Genomic DNA, 16,899 nt, shown 5'->3' with positions numbered 1-16,899 from the left:
CCCGTTGTGCTGGTTGATATCGCGGCGATGGGCAGGGTTGGATCGATGGACCGAGCACGGGCTCGAAGCGCGCCCGTGCTCGGTATTCGCGCGCAGCGCTCCCGGGCGGCGTGCCTCGCGCCGAACGTGGCGAGGTCAGCGGTCGGTGCCTTCGTCGACCAACTCGGGCGTGGACGGTAGATCCTGCGTCGTGGTCGGACGTTTGAGCACGACAGCGGCGAGGATCGCGGCGGCGACCACCAGTCCCGAGCCCCACCGGAAAGCGAGTTGGTAGCCGTCGGTGAGCGCCGAGGTCGCATCCGCGCCGTTCCGCAGCAACGTTTCGGTGTGCGCGGCGGCGAGTGTGCTGAGCACCGCAAGGCCGAACGCGCTACCGACCTGCTGCATGGTGTTGAACATGCCGGAGGCGGTCCCGGAGTCCTCGGACGTAGCCGAGGACATGGCGAGTGTGGCCAGCGACGGCATGGCCAGGCCGAAGCCGATGCCGAGCGGCATCAGCACGGGCAGGACGTCCACCACATAGCTCCCGCCCACCGGAATGCGTCCGAGCGCGGCGAGACCCGCCGCGATCAGCACGAGTCCCGGAAGCAGGACAGCGCGCGGCCCGAAGCGAGCGATGAGCCTGGGCGAAAGACCGAGCGACAGTGCGCCGATCGCCACCGAGACAGGGAAAATGCCCAGCCCGGTGCGTATCTCGTCGAAACCGAGCACCTTCTGTAGGTACAACACGCACAGAAATTGAAAGCTGAACATTCCGGCCACCAGGAGAGCCTGGACACCAAGGGCGCCGGAGACATTGCGCGAACGGAAAATTCCCAGCCGCAGCAACGGGTTCGCCGCCTTCGCCTGACGCAGGCAGAAGGCGAAGAGCAAGACCAGTGCCGTGGCGCCGAGTCCGAGGGTGTGCGCGGAAATCCAGTCGTATCCTGTGGTCTCGACGATGGTGTAGACGCCGAGCATCAGTGCGGACGTCACCAGAAGCGCGCCAACGACATCCATCCCTTTGCCCTCTTTGCCGAGGCCCGCGCCGTTGTCTTCGCGGAGGATGCGTCCGGCCAGCGCCGCGGCGGCGATGCCGATCGGCACGTTGACGAAGAAGACCCAATGCCAGCTGATGGTCTGCGTCAGAACGCCACCCGCGAGCAGGCCGAGCGAACCGCCGGCGGATTGGACGAAGCTGTAGACGCCGATGGCCTTCGCGCGTTCCCTCGGCTGCGGAAACAAGGTCGCCACCATACCGAGGGTGACCGCGGAGGTCACCGCGCCACCCGCGCCCTGAACGAACCGCGCGACGAGCAGCATCGCCGGGGTGGTGGCCACGCCGCACAGCAGTGAGGCGGCGGTGAAGACGATCAGGCCCGTGACGAAGACGCGCTTGCGGCCGATCAGGTCGCCGAAACGTCCCGCCAACAACAGCAGCCCGCCGAAGGGGACCAGGTAGGCGTTGACGACCCAAGCCAGTGTCGACGCGGAGAAGCCCAGGTCGGTCTGGATCGCGGGCAGTGCCACGTTGACGATGGTTCCGTCCAGGATCACCATCAGCTGTCCCGAGCAGAGCACGGCCAGCGCCGACCAACGCGATCGCTGTCTTGACGAGGTGCTTGTGCGCACGTTTCCTCCCATAGGGCACGACTTGTTACAGCAGTAATCTTCTGTAACCATCGCGAGGAGCGGAAGGAGGCACTTTCTTGTCACGCAGTAACACGGATGTGTCAGACCAGGTCGTCAACGAGGCGTGTCCGCTGACGGAGGTGCTCGATCACGTTGCGGGCAAGTGGAGCATCGGAATCCTGGTTGCCGCCGCGCACGGACCGGTGCGCTTCACCGAGTTGGAACGCGCCATCACCGGTATCAGTCGTCGCATGCTCACGCTGAACCTGCGCAAGCTTGAACGTGACGGCCTACTCATCCGGACCGTCTACCCCACGGTTCCGCCAAAGGTCGAATACCGTCTCACCCCCATGGCCGAAGAGCTCCACGCGACGCTGGCCGGGCTCGTGGGCTGGGCCGAACGCCACAGAACCGACATCGCGAATGCCCGCGCGGTGTACGACGCCGCGGCGGAACCGGTGCCCTGACGGCCGGAGCTCAGGCGGGGGCGGGTTCGCGTAGCTCGGGGGCAAGGCCGAACAGCGGGAACAGTCGGTCGGTGTCGAGGAAGAAGTTCAGCCCGGCGATGACGTTGTCTTCCAGTTCCAACACCGTGATCGACCACGGCACCCATCGACCGGGTTCGCCGCTGGGCTTGTAATGGCCGAAGGCGGGCAGTCCGTTTGCGCCGACCAGTGGGATCAACCTGGAATCGCGGCACTCGTGGCCGTGGCCGAGCATGAACGCCGCCACGTTCTCCGGTCCGCTGACCCATAGCTCCAGTGGCGGCATCGACAGTGCCACATCGGCTTTCAACAACGCGGTGAGCGAATCCATGTCGTAGGACTCGAACGCGGCGACGAACTCGTCGATCAGCCTGCGCTGGTGCTCATCGGATTCGTCGTAGCGATCGGTGCTGGCCGGGCGGACCTTCGACATGGTGGCGCGTGCGCGTTGCAGTGCGCTGTTCACCGACGCGGGCGACATGGTGAGCGCCTCGGCGGTCTCGTTGGCCGAGAAGCGCAGCACTTCGCGCATGATCAGGATCGCGCGCTGGCTGGCGGGCAGATGCTGGCACGCCGCGACGAAGGCAAGGCGCAGTGTATCTTTCGCGCTGGCATGGTCGGCAGGATCGGCGCCGAAGGCGAGGCCGTCGGGGATCGGCTCGATCCACACGTAGTCCGGTTGCGCGGCGGGGATGGGCGCGTCGGGCCGTGACGGGCCGGACAGGTCCATCGGGCGTGCTCGCCGTTGCGGACCGTCGATCATGTCCAGGCAGACATTCGTGGTGATCTTGTACAACCAGGACCGCAGGCTCGCCCTGCCCTCGAACGCGGCGTAGGACTTCCATGCGCGAGTGAAGGTCTCCTGCACCGCGTCCTCGGCCTCGAAGGAGGAGCCGAGCATGCGGTAGGCGTAGGCGCACAGCTCCCTGCGGTGTCGCTCGAAGGACGCGAGCACATCAGGGTCGAGGGTGGTCGTGGTGCCGGCCTGGCGTTCCGAGCGAGCCGGACGGGTCGAGCCGGGGGAGTCGGTCATGGCACCACCATTGCACAAGGCGCCGACAGAAAATACCCCCAAAAGCTTTGTACCTGCGGTTATCAAGATCATCGGGCGATGTTCTCGGACCAACGCGGTGTCATCCGATGAATTTCGGCGTCCTGTCCCGTCTGAACCTGTGCACCTGCCGCCACGGTCGAGGAGAAGGACGCCACCGGATGAGTAGCCGAATGATCTTCCTGAACCTTCCCGTGCGCGACGTGAGTCGATCGAGGATCTTCTACGAAGCGCTCGGCTGGCAGGTGAGCCAGGAATTCAGCGATGACGAAGCCGCCTGCATCGTCATCGACGAGAACATCTGCGCGATGCTGCTCACCAGGGAGTACTTCGCGACCTACGGCGCGCGACCGGTGACCGATACCCGCGACACGGTCAACGCCGTCTACGGACTGGCACTCGCGAGCGCGCGGGAGGTCGACGCGCTCACCACCGCAGCCCTCGCCGCGGGCGCTACCGAAGAGGTGGACGAGGCCAAGCGCGCGCAGGAGCGTCGCGTCGGCATGCACAGCCGAACCTTCCTCGACCCGGACGGTCACCAGTGGGAACCGTTCTGCATGGGCAACCCCTGGCGGTGAGCTGCCCGGGGCGCGGGGTCGCCCCCGGTATGTGAAAGTACCGGGGGCGCGGCCGATCTCGCGTGCGAATCAGTGACCGGTGAAGGTGGGTTTGCGCTTCTCGGCGAAGGCCTTCGGGCCCTCCTTGGCATCCGCCGACTGGAATACGGCGGTGCCCAATTTCGCGTCGATCTGGAAGGCCTCGTCCTCGGGCATCCCCTCGGTGTCGCGGATCGCGCGCAAGATCGCCTGCACGGCCAACGGCCCGTTCGCCGCGATCTGCTCGGCCAACTCGATCGCCTTGTCCAGTGCGCCACCGTCGGGCACGACGTGGCCGATCAGGCCGATGTCCTTCGCTTCGGCCGCACGCAGATGGCGGCCGGTGAGCAAGATATCGGCGGCGAGGGTGTAGGGGATCTGGCGGACCAGGCGCACCGCCGAGCCGCCGAGTGGGTACAGCGCCCAGCGTGCCTCGGACACACCGAATTTCGCGCTCTCCCCGGCGACCCGGATGTCGGTGGCCTGCAGGATTTCGGTGCCGCCCGCGATGGCGGGGCCCTCGACCGCGGCGATCAGCGGCTTGCTCAACCTGCGGCCCTTGAGCAGTGCGTCGATGCGCGAGAGGTCCCAGCCGCCGCCGGAGAAGGAGTCGCCGGGATGCTGGGTGGTCATCGCCTTGAGGTCGGCGCCCGCGCAGAACGCTCCGCCCGCGCCGGTCAGGATCGCCACGCGGATCTCGGGATCGTTGTCCACCTGATCCCAGGCCTCGCGCATGATCGCCATCATCTCGCCCGACAACGCGTTGCGCGCCTCGGGACGATTCATCGTGACGATCAGGATGTGGCCGCGCTTCTCGACCAGACAATCTGCCATTGGGGGGTTCTCCTGACTTTCCGAAGGCGTCGCAAGGCCTTGCCAGGAACAGTAACACGTTCTATTTTTAGGCTTGTGAGTTACAACATAGCCGACCTTGTCGAACACGCCATCGACCTGATGCCCGACCGCGTCGCACTCGCGGACGACGGCCGCGAGGTCACCTTCGCCCAGTTGGAGGACAGGGCCAATAAACTCGCGCATTACCTGCAAGAACAAGGTGTTCGACCCGGAGACAAGGTCGGCATCTACTCGCGCAACACGGTCGAGGCCGTCGAGGCGATGGTCGCGATCTTCAAGGCGCGCGCCGTGATGATCAACGTGAACTACCGCTACGTCGAGAACGAGTTGCAGTACATCTTCGAAAACTCGGACATGGTCGCGCTGATTCACGAGCGCCGCTACAGCGACAAGGTGGCCGCGGTGCGCCCGAAGACCCCGGCGCTGCACACGGTGATCGTCGTCGACGACGATACGACCGCCACCGTGCCCACCGCCGCGGATTCGGTGGAATACGAAGCGGTGCTTGCCAGCTCGTCCGGTGAACGAGACTTCGGCGAGCGCTCACCCGACGACCTGTACCTGCTCTACACCGGCGGAACCACCGGAAAGCCCAAGGGCGTGATGTGGCGCCACGAGGATGTGTGGCGGGTGCTCGGCGGCGGAATCAACTTCGTCACCGGCGAACACGTCGCCGATGAATGGGATCTCGCGAAGATGGGCGCCGACAACCCGGCGATGGTGCGCCTGCCGATCCCGCCGATGATCCACGGCGGTGCGCAGTGGGCCACCTTCCAATGTCTGTTCGGCGGCGGCAAAGCCGTGATGATCCCGGACTTCAGTGGGCACGGCGTCTGGCAGTCCATCGACAGGCACAAGATCAACCTGATCTTCATCACCGGCGACGCGATGGCGCGCCCGATGATGGACGCGCTGGTCGAGGGAAACCCGGAAACCGGTGCGCCCTATGACCTCTCGAGTCTGTACGTGGTCGCCAGCAGCGCCGCGCTCTTCTCGCCCGCACTCAAGGATCAGTTCCTCGAACTGCTCCCGAACCGGATGATCTCCGACTCCATCGGCTCCTCGGAAACCGGCTTCGGCGGATTGTCGCTGGTCACCAAGGGGCAGACGCATACGGGCGGGCCCCGCGTGAAGATCGACGCATCCACCGAGGTGCTCGACGACGACGGCAACCCGGTCGAGCCGGGCTCAGGCGTGGTCGGCATCCTGGCCAGGCGCGGCAACATCCCGATCGGCTATTACAACGACGAGGCGAAAACCGCGGCGACCTTCCGGGAGTACAACGGAATTCGCTACGCCATCCCCGGCGACTACGCCAGGGTCGAGGCCGACGGCACCGTCACCATGCTCGGGCGCGGTTCGGTGAGCATCAACAGCGGCGGCGAGAAGATCTACCCCGAAGAGGTCGAGGCCGCACTCAAGATCCACCCGGAGATCTTCGACGCCATCGTCGTCGGCGTCGACGACGAACGCTGGGGTCAGCGCGTGGCCGCCGTGGTGCAGTGTCGTGGCGCGAACCGGCCGACATTCGAGGAACTGCGGCCGATACTGAGCAAGGAGATCGCCTCGTACAAGCAGCCGCGCAGTGTGTGGTTCGTGGAGGAGATCAAGCGCTCGCCCGCGGGTAAGCCGGATTATCGGTGGGCCAAGGAGCAGACGGAGGGGCGTGCGGCTGACGTGGAGGCTGCTGCTGCGGTGAAGTAAGGCGGTGGCATTTCTTGGTCGGCCCAGGGGGGTAGGCGGCGGGGTGATACGCGGGGGCGAGTGCTTCCTCGCTGTGTTTTTGGCGGCTGGCGCCGCGTGGTTCGCGGCCCTGAGTCTCGCTGTTGAGTACCCGTTTCTTGCTCCTTCGTCGCCTACGAAACGGGCACTCGGGCAGCGAGACGGCCGCGAACTTGCCGTACCGGTCTCGCTGACGCTCGGAACACGTGTTTGGGCGGCTCGTGGGAGGGCTGAGTTAGGTTCGGGCGGTGACGGTTTCACTGGGCGCCTAGGGGTGGGTTGCTCGGTTGGCAGGGGATTGGCTGGAGAGCTTGGGGTGTGGGGGTTAGTCGAGTTCGGCGAGGCGGTGGGCTAGTCGGTTGCGGAAGGCTGGGATCGAGGCGAGTAGGGGGAGGGCTCTGTTGCGCAGGTGGCGGAACAAGGGTGAGCGGGTTGTCGCCGCCTTGGTCATGAAGTCGGTGAAGCGGACCACGCCTCGGGCGACCGGGCGGCGGGTGCGTTCGTATTCGTCCAGGATCGTGGGGGATTCGCCGTTGGCGATGACCCTCGCGAGGAGGGCGCCGAGGGTGGCGGCATCCTGAACGCCGGTGTTCATCCCTTGGCCGCCCGCGGGGCTGTGGACGTGTGCGGCGTCGCCCGCGAGGAAGACCCTGCCCGCGCGGTAGTGCGCGGCGAGGCGGTGGTGGACGCGGAAGCGCGAACCCCACAGGACCTCGGTGACGGTGCCCGCGCCGGGTCCGCGCTCGTCGACGAGGGACTGGACATGCGCGACGGTGGGATGTTCGGGGGCGTTGTCCATCGTGGCGACCACGCGGTAGCGGTCGGCTCGCTCGTCGGGAAGTGGTGCGACGAGCAGGAATCCGGCGGGGGACAGGTGCAGCGCGACCTCGTCGCGGCCGATCGGCCAGTCCATTCGCACATCGGCGAGGACGAACGAGGCGGGGTAGGTACCGCCGTCGAAGCCGACGGCGAGCTGTTCCCGGATCGGGCTGTGGCTGCCGTCGGCGGCGATCACGTAGTCGGCACGCAGCGTGCCCTCGGCACCATCGGTGTCGGTGTATTCGACTGTGACGCCGTCGTTCTCATTCACTACTCCGGTGACGGTGTAGGGGCGATACGGTTCGCCCCCTGCCTTGCGTAACCGCTGCAACAGCACCGATTCGGTGACGTCCTGTGGTGTGAGCAGCGCGTAGGGAAATCGTGTCGGGAGCCTGTCGAACTTGATGGCGGCCAGCTTTTTTCGGCCGTCGTGCAGGGTGAAGGTCGGTACCCGCAGGCCCGTCTCGATCAGTTCGTCGGCGATGCCGAGCTCGCTGAGCACCTCCAGTGTCTTCGCGTGCACGACGGCGGCGCGCGAGGTGTTGGCGCCCTCGGCGATGCGATCGATCAGGACGAAGTCCACACCGGCGTCGGCCAGTCGGACGGCGGCGGTGAGGCCGACCGGTCCCGCGCCGACGATCACGACTGAAGTGGTGGCTGGCAGCGCTCGCGCGGTGGCGTTCATGGGTGGCTCCTCGGTACCGAGACGTTTGGTCAACGCTTGTTGGCATTAACGGTAGGCTGCCGCGCGCTGGCAAGTCAACAGTTGTTGGCCTACGCTTGTTGACATGACTGACGAGCTCGATCCCCCGCCCGCTCGCCGCTCCGACGCGACCCGTGCCGCGATCCTCGAGGCGGCCCGCACCCGCTTCGCCGCCGAGGGCAGGTACAAGGCCACCATCCGCGCGATCGCCGCCGACGCCGCGATCGATCCCGCCATGGTGATGCGCTATTTCGGCAGCAAAGACGGTCTCTTCGCCGCCGCGATCGAGATCGACCTGGCGCTACCTGACCTCGCCGCCGTCGAACCGGATGAATTGGGTGCCACGGTGATCCGCCGATTCCTGGAGATCTGGGAGGGCGGTAGCGACAGCGAAGTCCTGCTCACCCTGCTGCGCTCGGCGATCTCCGACGAGACCGTTTCCGTCCGCATCCGTGAGATCTTCACCGGTCAAGTCCTTCCGGCCGTCCTGCGCGTCGGCGACCCCGCCGACGCCCCCCGTCGCGGTGGCCTGATCGTCACCCAGCTCTTGGGCCTGGCCCTGTGCCGCTACGTCCTGCGGCTGCCCCCGGTAGTCGACCTGACCCCCGACCAGATCGTCGCCGACCTCGCTCCCACCCTGCAGCGATACCTCACCTCCGTACCGCTGACCGGATAGGACGAAGAACGTGGCCGGTACCTCCTGGTGCTACGGCAACAAGCGACTGGCTTGGTATGCGAGCTGGGTGTTCCTTCATTTGAATGGGCACCCGCTCGAGGTGCGGTTCGATATCGACGCTGCCGAACGGTTCGTCTTGGACGCAAGCCAAGGAAGGCTCGACGTGCCGACGATCGCTGAGCAGTTGGTGAAGTTCGCAGCCATGCCGAATAGCGGCGAGCACAGATGAGCGCGTAAAGCTCTCCGGTGAGGCAACCTATCCCGTCATGCGTGTCAGTGCCGAGCTGCGGCAAACGACTCGCTTGACGACAGGCGAACAACGCTTACTCGCCGTGACGTGTGATCGAAGGGCTACTGGCCGGGAATGACCAGCTCGACGGTAGGGAAGTAGCCGCGATAACGTGCCACGTCTCGGGTGAGCAATCGGTACCCGGTTACTGCGGCGTGGGCGCCGATGTAGAAATCAGGCATCGGTGAACGCTTCTCTCCGCTGTTGCGGCGGTAGCGTTGAAACGCCTTGCCTGCCAGGAAACCAGCGTGGAACGGCAACGGTTCGCGTTCGTAGGCGTCGGCGGGCAAGAGATCGTTCAGTTGTTCGATAGAGCTGTAACCGACGGAGACTTCCGCATAGACGATCGGGTTGATGACCACCCGGCCGCGGTCGAGCGCCTCGGAAATTTTCTCGCCGGACGACTTGGCCCATTTCTTGTCCTGCGTCATCACGTCCAGTAGCACGCAGGCGTCGAGCAGCGTTGCGAGCCCATTGATGGGCGTCGGGCTACTCGCCACGGAGCAGGTCCATAATCTCGTCGGTGCTCATGCCCTCGACGTCCGGGCTGTCGGCGGTCCCGCGCAGTCGTCGGACGAGACGTTCCCCCCTGGTCGTGGCGCCCTCCGCACGGACGATCCGAAGCGTGCCATGATCTTCGACAACTTCGACCTGATCGCCCTCCCGCAGGTTGTGTTTGGCTCGCAACTCCGACGGGATCGTGACTTGCCCCTTGCTGTTGAGCAGCATGATTACCTCCTTATCGCTGCCAAGGTATTACCTACCACACGTAGCACGTAATACTACCGGATTTGTAGAGATCCGAGCGGGGCATGACCGCCAGTGGAGTTGCCGAGGTGGAGGTCATCTGGCCAAACGGTCGAGTAGATCACTGTGCGGCTGAACAAACCGGACGGTGAGTGTCCGTACGCGAATGTCACACGATTCGCCTGTTCCCTCGACAGTTGCGTCCTCGGGGCCCTTCTCGCGCCGTGTCCTGAAGGTGTCGGTGCTCGTTGCCGGACGGCGGTTGCCGCACAGCGAAATCGTATGACATAGCGGCTGTTTCAAATGAGTTCGGCCTGTCGATCCATGAGGGGAGCGACAGGCCGAAGCGTGAGTCCGATGGCTCAAGCGGGGGATTGTGCCAAGAGGCTGCCCAATGCCGTGAGGTGGTCGGTGGCGGTGCCGAGGGCGAACTCGTGGTGCTTGGCGGCGGTGAAGTAGTTGTGCACCACGTGGTCTCGGTCGATGCCGACGCCGCCGTGCACGTGGACGAGGGTGTGGGCGACGCGGTGGCCCGCGTCGGCGGCCCAGAACTTGGCGGTGTGTACTTCCGCCTCGGCGGGGAGCTCTTCCGAGAGGGTCCATGCCGCCTGGGTGACGGCAAGGCGCAGGCCTTGGACGTCGATGTAGGCGTCGGACAAGCGCTGGGCGACGGCTTGGAAGCTGCCGATGGCCTTGCCGAACTGTTCGCGCTCGCGCGCGTAGTCGGCGGTCAGTTCGAGCGCGCGCTCGAGCGTGCCGAGTTGCGTGGCGGCGAGGCCGAGCCAGCCTCGGGTGAGCAGGAAGTCGAGGATCTGCGCCCCGGTCTCCAAGGTTCCGACCAATTCGGCGGGCGCGTCGGTGAATTCGACGCTGTACTCGGCGCTGCGGTCCACCACCTGTTGACCGGTAACGGTGGCGTTCGCCGGGTCGAGCAGGAACACCGCGGCCACCCCGGACACGGTCGCCGGGATCAGAATGCGTTCGGCGCGGTCGGCGAACGGCACGGTGATCTTGGCGCCGGTGATCCGCCAGGCCCCGTCGGCGGCGACCGCGGTGCTGCTCGGCGCGGTCGGCTCCCAGTTCTGCGGCTCCGACAGCGCGGCGGTGAGTATCAGCTCACCCGCACCCGCGCGCTCGGCCAGCTTCTGCTGGTTCGCATCGCCGAAGCGCGCCAGCGCGCCAGCGCCGAGCGCGATCGAGGACAGATAGGGCACCGCCGCCAGCGATTTGCCGAGCTCACGCAGGATCGCGGTCTGCTCCTGCACGCCGAAGTCGTTGCCACCCACCGATTCCGGCAGCGCCGCGGAAAGCACACCGGTCTCGGCGAGCGACCGCCACAGCGGTTCGTCGAATCGTTCGTCGCCCGCGTCGAGTTCGCGCAGTCGCTCGGCGGTGACGAGCTTGCCGCACACCTCGCCGGTCAGCCGGGCCAGGTCCTGCTGTGCCTCGGTGGGAGTGAAATCCATGGTGGTCTACCTGCTTTCGAAGATTTCGGTGCCCGATAGCTGGCGCTGCTCAGCGCGCCGAGGCGGGTTGTTTGAGCGCGGTCATGGCGATGATGTCGCGCTGCACCTCATTGGTGCCGCCGCCGAAGGTGAGAATCAGCGCGGCGCGGTGCATGCGTTCGAGTCGTCCGCGCAGTTGCGCGCCGGGGGAGTCCTGCCGCAGGTAGGCCTGCGGTCCGAGTACTTCCATCAGCAGTCGGTAGGCCTCGGTGGCCAGTTCGGTGCCGTAGACCTTGCACGCGGAGGCGTCCCAGGCGCGGGGTGCGGCGTCGCCACCCGCGTCGGCCCTGCTGGCGATCTCCCAGTTCATCAGCTTCAGGTATTCGACCTTGGCGTGCACCCTGGCCAGGTTCAGTCGCACCCATTCGCGGTCGGAAACGGCCGACCCGTCGGCCGCCTTGGTGGTGGTGGCCCACTCGACGGTCTGGCTCAGCGCGAGTGCCAGCGGTGCGGCGGAGGTGAGCGCGACGCGTTCGTGGTTGAGCTGGTTGGTGACCAGCGACCAGCCCGCGTTCTCCTTGCCGACCAAGGCCGTGGTCGGCACGCGGACGTCCTGGTAGTACGTGGCGCTGGTGTCGGGCCCGGCCATGGTGTGCACCGGTGTCCAGGAGAAGCCCTCGGCGGTGGTCGGCACGATCAGCATGCTGATGCCCTTGTGCTTCTTGGCGGTGGGGTCGGTGCGCACCGCGAGCCACACGTAGTCGGCGTAGGGGATGAGGCTTGTCCACATCTTCTGGCCGTTGATCACGTAGTCGTCGCCGTCGCGCACGGCGCTGGTGCGCAGGCTCGCCAGGTCGGTACCGGCTTCGGGTTCGGAGTAGCCGATCGAGAAGTGCAGTTCACCGGCGGCGATCTTGGGCAGGAAGAAGCGCTTCTGCTCGTCGCTGCCGTAATGCATGATGGTCGGCGCGACCGAGTTGATGGTCAGGAACGGCACCGGTGCGCCCGCGATGGCGGCCTCGTCGGTGAAGATCAGCTGGTCCATTGTCGAGCGGTCTTGACCACCGAATTCCTTCGGCCACGCGAGGGTCAGCCAGCCGTCGCGGCCCATCTCTCGCACGACGTCGCGGTACACGGTGCCGTGCCCGTACTCGCCGGTCTGCGCGCTGAGCGCGGCGCGACGTTCCGGGGTGATGAGTTGGGCGAAGTACTCGCGCAGCTCGTTCCGTAGCTGTTGCTGCTGCGGCGTGTACGCAATGCGCATGGCAGAACCTCATGCCTTCGATTCGTGGGCGGGATCGGATGCGCGGCGGGTGGCGCCGCGAGCATCTCGGTCTTCCCGATCATTGCATATAGACTGAAACATGTTCCAGTATTGCTGCCGAATCGGGTGGAAGACGGACAGAGAGGCCGTATCGTCTTCTCAGCGTTCGCCACAGCCCGGCGACATGCGCGGTAAAGGAGTTGTCATGAAGATCGGTGTTGATCTCGACCAGTGCGAGGCGAATGGGATCTGCGTCGGAATCGCTCCCGACGTGTTCGAACTCGACGATGAGGACATTCTGCACATTGCGGAGGCCGACGTGCCCGAGGGGCGGGTCACCGAGATGGAGTCGGCGGTGACGCAGTGCCCGAAGGCGGCGCTGCGGTTGCAGTAACGGATGCTTGCCGTTAACTGGAACACGTTCTAGAGTCGGCGCGTGGTTGTGCAAATGTCAGCAGTGCGGTCGCGAGCGGCAAACGGCTCGTCGGCGGCGGTATTCGGTGAGGTGCAGTGGTGAGTAACGCCGAGGTGAGTCTCGCGGGCCGGGTGGCGATCGTGACCGGGGCAGGTGCGGGGCTCGGTCGAGCCGAAGCGCTCGCGCTGGCCGGCGCCGGTGCGAACGTGGTGATCAACGACCTGGCCGAATCGGAGGCGGTGGCCGAAACCCTCGCCGAGATCGATGCGCTCGGTGTGAAATCCGCGTTCGTCGCGGGCAGTGTCGCCGAACGCGCCACGGCCGACGCGCTGATCAGTAGCGCCGAGCAGAACTTCGGCGCCGTCGACATCGTGGTGAACAACGCGGGCATTACGCGCGACCGCATGCTGTTCAACATGTCCGACGAGGACTTCGACGCGGTGCTCGCGGTGCACCTGCGCGGGCACTTCCTGCTCGCGCGCAACGCCGCGGCCTATTGGCGAGGTAAGTCGAAGGCCGCGGGTGCGCCGGTGTACGGCCGCTTGGTCAACACCTCCTCGGAAGCGGGACTGCTCGGTCCGGAGGGACAGGCCAACTACGGTGCGGCCAAGGCGGGCATCACGGCGCTGACCTTGTCGGCCGCGCGGGCGCTTTCCCGATATGGCGTGCGCGCGAACGCGATCGCGCCGCGTGCGCGCACCGCGATGACCGAGGCGGTCTTCCACGCGGCACCCGAGGGCGCGGTGGATCCGCTCTCGCCCGATCACGTGGCCAGGCTGGTCGCCTATCTCGCCTCGCCCGCCGCCGAGACGGTGAATGGTCAGCTGTTCGTGGTCTACGGGGGGATGGTGGCGTTGATGGCGGCGCCGGTCGTCGAGCAACGGTTCGATGCCGAAGACGGTCAATGGTCGCCCGAGGGGCTGGCTTCGACGCTGGGCGGCTACTTCGCCGAGCGTCCCGCCGAGCGGACGTTTTCCGCGTCGGCGCTGATCGATCTGGGCTAGATTCAGGCCGATCGACAACAGGGGTCCGCTACGGGTCGGTTCGTCCGGCCCGGGTGCGGTCCGGCCGAGTTGTCTCGGAACGGCTGCGGTTCGGTGGGGGTGCTTACCGTTGCGCGACGAGGGGTGAGCGGATCGTTGATCATGGGTCCAGCACTTGGTAGACATGTGTGTCGTGGTGTGCGCCCTCACATATTCGTTTCGGCTCTCAGAGCTGACACATGTTCCAGATTTAAATGACTGTTTCCCGAAGAAGTGCCCTCCCAACTTGTCGAATTCCCTTTCGGCAAAGCGGTGAACATGTTCTAATTGTCGCGGCGAAGCTGCCACGGAGGAGGATTGCGCCGTGAGTTGTATGCGCCGATCGAGCAAGGAGGATCGCGGATGAACCAGGTCCTTGCCGTGCCATTGCGTGCAGTAGGTGGGTTTTTCGAACTCGCGGCGGATGTCGCACGTGCGAGTGTGCGCCGACCGTTTCAATGGCGCGAGTTCATCGACCAATCCTGGTTTGTCGCACGGGTTTCGATCGTTCCGACGCTGTTGGTCGCGATTCCGTTCACCGTTCTGGTGAGCTTCACCCTGAACATCCTTTTGCGAGAAATCGGCGCGGCCGACCTCAGCGGCGCCGGTGCGGCATTCGGATCGGTCACCCAGGTCGGCCCGATCGTGACCGTGCTGATTGTCGCCGGTGCTGGCGCCACCGCTATCTGCGCCGACCTCGGTGCACGCACTATTCGCGAAGAGATCGACGCGATGCGTGTGCTCGGAATCGACCCCATTCATCGACTTGTCGTCCCCCGTGTGCTCGCCTCGATGTTCGTCGCGCTGATGCTCAACAGCCTGGTATGCACGATTGGTATCGCCGGTGGTTTCGCCTTCTCCGTATATCTCCAAGACGTGAATCCCGGCGCCTTCGTCAACGGAATCACGCTGCTCACCCACCTGCCCGAGCTGATCATCTCCGAGGTAAAGGCTGGCCTGTTCGGGCTGATCGCCGGACTCGTCGCATGTTATCTGGGCCTGAATGTTCGAGGCGGTCCCAAGAGTGTCGGTGATGCGGTCAATCAGACCGTCGTGTTCGCGTTTATGGCGCTGTTCGTGGTGAACGTCGTGGTCACCGCGGTCGGCATCAAGTTCACGGTGCGGTGACCGGATGGCATTCGTGATCGAATCCCGATTCCCGCGTACGGTTCGACGCGTGCGGCGATTGTCGGAATCGATGGATTCGGTTGGTAGGCAGGCGGTTTTCTATGCGCGAGCGTTGGCCGCGGTACCGCGAGCACTGATGAACTACCGTACCGAAACCATTCGACTGATCGCCGAAATCAGCATGGGCTCAGGCGCATTGGCGGTAATCGGCGGCACCGTGGTGATCGTCGGCTTCCTGACATTGTTCGCGGGCGGCACCATCGCGGTGCAGGGTTACAGCTCGCTGGGCAATATCGGTGTCGAGGCGCTCACCGGATTCTTCGCCGCATTCATCAATGTCCGAATTGCCGCGCCCGTTATTTCCGGAATCGGTCTGGCCGCGACCATCGGCGCGGGCTCCACCGCGCAACTCGGCGCGATGCGGGTAGCCGAGGAAATCGACGCGCTCGAATCGATGGCGATCCGGCCGGTGCCCTACCTGGTCGGCACCAGGGTGCTCGCCGGGATGATCGCGATCGTCCCGCTGTACGCCCTCGCGGTGATCGCCTCGTTCCTGGCCAGCCGCTTCGCCACCGTGGTCATCTACGGGCAGTCGGCGGGCGTCTACGACCACTACTTCTCCACCTTCCTGATCCCCAGTGACATCCTGTGGTCATTCGCGCAGGCGATCTTCATGGCACTCGCGGTGATGCTGATCCACACCTACTACGGCTACACCGCCGCGGGCGGGCCGGTCGGCGTCGGGATCGCGGTGGGCAACGCGGTGCGGACCTCGTTGGTCGCGGTGGTCTCGGTGACCCTGCTGATCTCGCTGGCCATCTACGGCACCTCCGGCAACTTCAACCTCTCCGGATAGCGGCATGGCGACATCGAAATTTTCCGACAACGCATTCGTCCGGGCGCTACGCGGCGGACTCGGCCTGAAGCTGGCTGGCGCCGCGATGGTGCTCGGGCTCGCGGCGGTCGTTGTCGTCGCGATGGTGATGTTCTTCGGCGGATTCACCTCGACCTCCACGGTGACCATCGACGCACCGCGCAGCGGACTCGTCCTCGACCCGGACGCGAAGGTCAAGGTGCGCGGGGTGCAGATCGGCAGGGTCGAGGCGGTGAATCGCGTCGGCGACCGGGTGAAACTGCGGCTGGCGTTGAATCCGCAGCAGCTGAAACTCGTTCCCGCCAATGCGACGGTAGATATTCGATCCACCACGGTATTCGGCGCGAAGTACATCAATTTCGTTGTACCGCAACAGCCTTCGGCGAATTCATTGCAGGCGGGCGCGACCGTCGCCGCAGAACACGTGACCGTCGAATTCAACACCATCTTCCAGCACCTCACCGACGTGCTCGACAAGGTGCAGCCGGAAAAACTCAACGCCACCCTCACGGCGCTGAGCACCGCGCTCGACGGCCGCGGCGAGAAGCTCGGCGACCTGCTCGTGCGCAGCGACGACTACCTGCGCGACATCAACCCCTACCTGCCCACTCTGCGCGATGACCTCGCCAAGACGGCGGATGTCACCAACCTCTACGGCGACACCGCGGGCGACCTGCTGCGCACCGTGGACAACGCCACCGTCACCAGCCAGACGCTGGTCGACGAGCAAGGCAATCTCGACAACATGCTGGTGAACCTGATCGGCCTGGCCGACACCACCGGCTCGGTATTGCGGGAGAACGAGAATCAACTGAACTCCACCCTCGACCTCTTGCGCCCGACGACCTCGCTGCTCCAGGAATACGCGCCCGCACTGTCATGCCTGATCGGCGGCATTTCCAAGGCGTTGCCGCTCGGCGAAGCGGTGTTCGGTGGTCTACAGGAAGGTGTCGCGCTGAATACGAGCTTCATGTATGGCGCTGATCCGTACGAATACCCGAAAGACCTGCCGAAGGTGAATGCCACCGGTGGACCGCAATGCGGCGGCCTGCTCGACCGTGTTCCCGACAGTCACTCCGACTACGTCGTCACCGACACCTCGCAGGGCCACGTCTACGCGCCGTCGACCAAGCTGAAGTTCAACGCGCCCAAAGTGTTCCAGCTGCTGTTCGCCGGACTTCCAGGGGTGGGCTGAGG

The 16,899-nt window shown here is 65.4% G+C and carries 18 protein-coding genes; 10 read left to right on the top strand and 8 right to left on the bottom strand.

Annotated features, from left to right (window positions below; translation table 11 throughout):
* Positions 1 to 135 precede the first annotated feature (135 nt).
* Positions 136 to 1,611: an MFS transporter gene (locus tag ABEA50_RS03880; RefSeq protein WP_345493612.1), complete on the bottom strand. Its 1,476-nt coding sequence runs from the start codon at positions 1,609 to 1,611 to the stop codon at positions 136 to 138.
* Between the two features lie 77 nt (positions 1,612 to 1,688).
* Here ABEA50_RS03880 and ABEA50_RS03875 point away from each other — a divergent pair, with 77 nt between their 5' ends.
* Positions 1,689 to 2,078 carry a winged helix-turn-helix transcriptional regulator gene (locus ABEA50_RS03875; RefSeq protein ID WP_345493610.1) on the top strand — a complete coding sequence of 130 codons (390 nt, stop codon included), beginning with the start codon at positions 1,689 to 1,691 and terminating at the stop codon, positions 2,076 to 2,078.
* Positions 2,079 to 2,088: 10 nt separating this feature from the next.
* Here the strand turns inward: ABEA50_RS03875 and ABEA50_RS03870 are convergent, their stop codons facing one another.
* Positions 2,089 to 3,129, bottom strand: a complete 1,041-nt coding sequence (locus tag ABEA50_RS03870; protein ID WP_345493608.1) for a sigma-70 family RNA polymerase sigma factor — start codon at positions 3,127 to 3,129, stop codon at positions 2,089 to 2,091.
* A 179-nt stretch (positions 3,130 to 3,308) separates the two neighbouring features.
* Between ABEA50_RS03870 and ABEA50_RS03865 the strand changes: the two genes are divergently transcribed.
* Complete coding sequence (locus tag ABEA50_RS03865; RefSeq protein WP_345493607.1) at positions 3,309 to 3,725, top strand: VOC family protein; 417 nt, start codon at positions 3,309 to 3,311, stop codon at positions 3,723 to 3,725.
* 69 nt (positions 3,726 to 3,794) lie between these two features.
* Here ABEA50_RS03865 and ABEA50_RS03860 read toward each other — a convergent pair whose 3' ends face one another.
* Positions 3,795 to 4,577: a crotonase/enoyl-CoA hydratase family protein gene (locus tag ABEA50_RS03860; protein WP_345493606.1), complete on the bottom strand. Its 783-nt coding sequence runs from the start codon at positions 4,575 to 4,577 to the stop codon at positions 3,795 to 3,797.
* Positions 4,578 to 4,652: 75 nt separating this feature from the next.
* Here ABEA50_RS03860 and ABEA50_RS03855 point away from each other — a divergent pair, with 75 nt between their 5' ends.
* The gene (locus tag ABEA50_RS03855; RefSeq protein WP_345493605.1) at positions 4,653 to 6,302 is read left to right on the top strand and encodes an acyl-CoA synthetase; all 1,650 of its coding nucleotides are present in this window, start codon (positions 4,653 to 4,655) and stop codon (positions 6,300 to 6,302) included.
* A 343-nt stretch (positions 6,303 to 6,645) separates the two neighbouring features.
* Here ABEA50_RS03855 and ABEA50_RS03850 read toward each other — a convergent pair whose 3' ends face one another.
* Positions 6,646 to 7,824, bottom strand: a complete 1,179-nt coding sequence (locus ABEA50_RS03850; RefSeq protein ID WP_345493603.1) for an FAD-dependent oxidoreductase — start codon at positions 7,822 to 7,824, stop codon at positions 6,646 to 6,648.
* Positions 7,825 to 7,927: 103 nt separating this feature from the next.
* Here ABEA50_RS03850 and ABEA50_RS03845 point away from each other — a divergent pair, with 103 nt between their 5' ends.
* The gene (locus ABEA50_RS03845) at positions 7,928 to 8,518 is read left to right on the top strand and encodes a TetR/AcrR family transcriptional regulator (RefSeq protein WP_345493602.1); all 591 of its coding nucleotides are present in this window, start codon (positions 7,928 to 7,930) and stop codon (positions 8,516 to 8,518) included.
* A 10-nt stretch (positions 8,519 to 8,528) separates the two neighbouring features.
* Positions 8,529 to 8,747: a hypothetical protein gene (locus tag ABEA50_RS03840; RefSeq protein ID WP_345493601.1), complete on the top strand. Its 219-nt coding sequence runs from the start codon at positions 8,529 to 8,531 to the stop codon at positions 8,745 to 8,747.
* A 122-nt stretch (positions 8,748 to 8,869) separates the two neighbouring features.
* Here the strand turns inward: ABEA50_RS03840 and ABEA50_RS03835 are convergent, their stop codons facing one another.
* The 4 genes from ABEA50_RS03835 to ABEA50_RS03820 form a co-directional block, all read right to left on the bottom strand.
* Positions 8,870 to 9,307 carry a type II toxin-antitoxin system VapC family toxin gene (locus ABEA50_RS03835; protein ID WP_345493599.1) on the bottom strand — a complete coding sequence of 146 codons (438 nt, stop codon included), beginning with the start codon at positions 9,305 to 9,307 and terminating at the stop codon, positions 8,870 to 8,872.
* Positions 9,297 to 9,536 (bottom strand): AbrB/MazE/SpoVT family DNA-binding domain-containing protein, encoded by a 240-nt coding sequence (locus ABEA50_RS03830; protein WP_345493598.1) that lies wholly within the window; start codon positions 9,534 to 9,536, stop codon positions 9,297 to 9,299. The genes ABEA50_RS03835 and ABEA50_RS03830 overlap by 11 nt, the downstream gene beginning before the upstream one ends.
* 380 nt (positions 9,537 to 9,916) lie before the next feature.
* On the bottom strand, positions 9,917 to 11,020 hold the full coding sequence (locus tag ABEA50_RS03825; RefSeq protein WP_345493596.1) for an acyl-CoA dehydrogenase family protein: 1,104 nt from the start codon (positions 11,018 to 11,020) through the stop codon (positions 9,917 to 9,919).
* 49 nt (positions 11,021 to 11,069) lie between these two features.
* On the bottom strand, positions 11,070 to 12,263 hold the full coding sequence (locus tag ABEA50_RS03820) for an acyl-CoA dehydrogenase family protein (protein ID WP_345493595.1): 1,194 nt from the start codon (positions 12,261 to 12,263) through the stop codon (positions 11,070 to 11,072).
* 205 nt (positions 12,264 to 12,468) lie between these two features.
* Between ABEA50_RS03820 and ABEA50_RS03815 the strand changes: the two genes are divergently transcribed.
* From ABEA50_RS03815 to ABEA50_RS03795, 5 genes are all read left to right on the top strand, one after another.
* Positions 12,469 to 12,657 carry a ferredoxin gene (locus ABEA50_RS03815; protein WP_345493594.1) on the top strand — a complete coding sequence of 63 codons (189 nt, stop codon included), beginning with the start codon at positions 12,469 to 12,471 and terminating at the stop codon, positions 12,655 to 12,657.
* A 119-nt stretch (positions 12,658 to 12,776) separates the two neighbouring features.
* Positions 12,777 to 13,682, top strand: a complete 906-nt coding sequence (locus tag ABEA50_RS03810) for a 3-oxoacyl-ACP reductase (RefSeq protein ID WP_345493593.1) — start codon at positions 12,777 to 12,779, stop codon at positions 13,680 to 13,682.
* A gap of 381 nt (positions 13,683 to 14,063) precedes the next feature.
* Positions 14,064 to 14,828, top strand: coding sequence for an MlaE family ABC transporter permease (locus tag ABEA50_RS03805; protein WP_345493592.1), 765 nt, complete (start codon positions 14,064 to 14,066; stop codon positions 14,826 to 14,828).
* Between the two features lie 4 nt (positions 14,829 to 14,832).
* Positions 14,833 to 15,684, top strand: a complete 852-nt coding sequence (locus ABEA50_RS03800) for an MlaE family ABC transporter permease (RefSeq protein WP_345493591.1) — start codon at positions 14,833 to 14,835, stop codon at positions 15,682 to 15,684.
* A gap of 85 nt (positions 15,685 to 15,769) precedes the next feature.
* Positions 15,770 to 16,897 (top strand): MCE family protein, encoded by a 1,128-nt coding sequence (locus ABEA50_RS03795; RefSeq protein WP_345494640.1) that lies wholly within the window; start codon positions 15,770 to 15,772, stop codon positions 16,895 to 16,897.
* The last annotated feature ends 2 nt before the right edge of the window (positions 16,898 to 16,899 follow it).

Source organism: Nocardia callitridis (assembly GCF_039543305.1).
Taxonomy (GTDB): domain Bacteria; phylum Actinomycetota; class Actinomycetes; order Mycobacteriales; family Mycobacteriaceae; genus Nocardia; species Nocardia callitridis.
The sequence above is the reverse complement of the archived record's forward strand: the minus strand, read 5'-3'. Positions and strand labels throughout refer to the sequence as shown.

What these genes read in the sequence shown, in the direction of transcription:
- ABEA50_RS03870 (WP_345493608.1), bottom strand. Translation starts at nt 3,129, where the DNA reads ATGACCGACTCCCCCGGCTCGACCCGTCCGGCTCGCTCGGAACGCCAG.
- ABEA50_RS03865 (WP_345493607.1), top strand. Translation starts at nt 3,309, where the DNA reads ATGAGTAGCCGAATGATCTTCCTGAACCTTCCCGTGCGCGACGTGAGT.
- ABEA50_RS03860 (WP_345493606.1), bottom strand. Translation starts at nt 4,577, where the DNA reads ATGGCAGATTGTCTGGTCGAGAAGCGCGGCCACATCCTGATCGTCACG.
- ABEA50_RS03850 (WP_345493603.1), bottom strand. Translation starts at nt 7,824, where the DNA reads ATGAACGCCACCGCGCGAGCGCTGCCAGCCACCACTTCAGTCGTGATC.
- ABEA50_RS03845 (WP_345493602.1), top strand. Translation starts at nt 7,928, where the DNA reads ATGACTGACGAGCTCGATCCCCCGCCCGCTCGCCGCTCCGACGCGACC.
- ABEA50_RS03830 (WP_345493598.1), bottom strand. Translation starts at nt 9,536, where the DNA reads ATGCTGCTCAACAGCAAGGGGCAAGTCACGATCCCGTCGGAGTTGCGA.
- ABEA50_RS03825 (WP_345493596.1), bottom strand. Translation starts at nt 11,020, where the DNA reads ATGGATTTCACTCCCACCGAGGCACAGCAGGACCTGGCCCGGCTGACC.
- ABEA50_RS03820 (WP_345493595.1), bottom strand. Translation starts at nt 12,263, where the DNA reads ATGCGCATTGCGTACACGCCGCAGCAGCAACAGCTACGGAACGAGCTG.
- ABEA50_RS03815 (WP_345493594.1), top strand. Translation starts at nt 12,469, where the DNA reads ATGAAGATCGGTGTTGATCTCGACCAGTGCGAGGCGAATGGGATCTGC.
- ABEA50_RS03805 (WP_345493592.1), top strand. Translation starts at nt 14,064, where the DNA reads ATGAACCAGGTCCTTGCCGTGCCATTGCGTGCAGTAGGTGGGTTTTTC.
- ABEA50_RS03800 (WP_345493591.1), top strand. Translation starts at nt 14,833, where the DNA reads ATGGCATTCGTGATCGAATCCCGATTCCCGCGTACGGTTCGACGCGTG.
- ABEA50_RS03795 (WP_345494640.1), top strand. Translation starts at nt 15,770, where the DNA reads ATGGTGCTCGGGCTCGCGGCGGTCGTTGTCGTCGCGATGGTGATGTTC.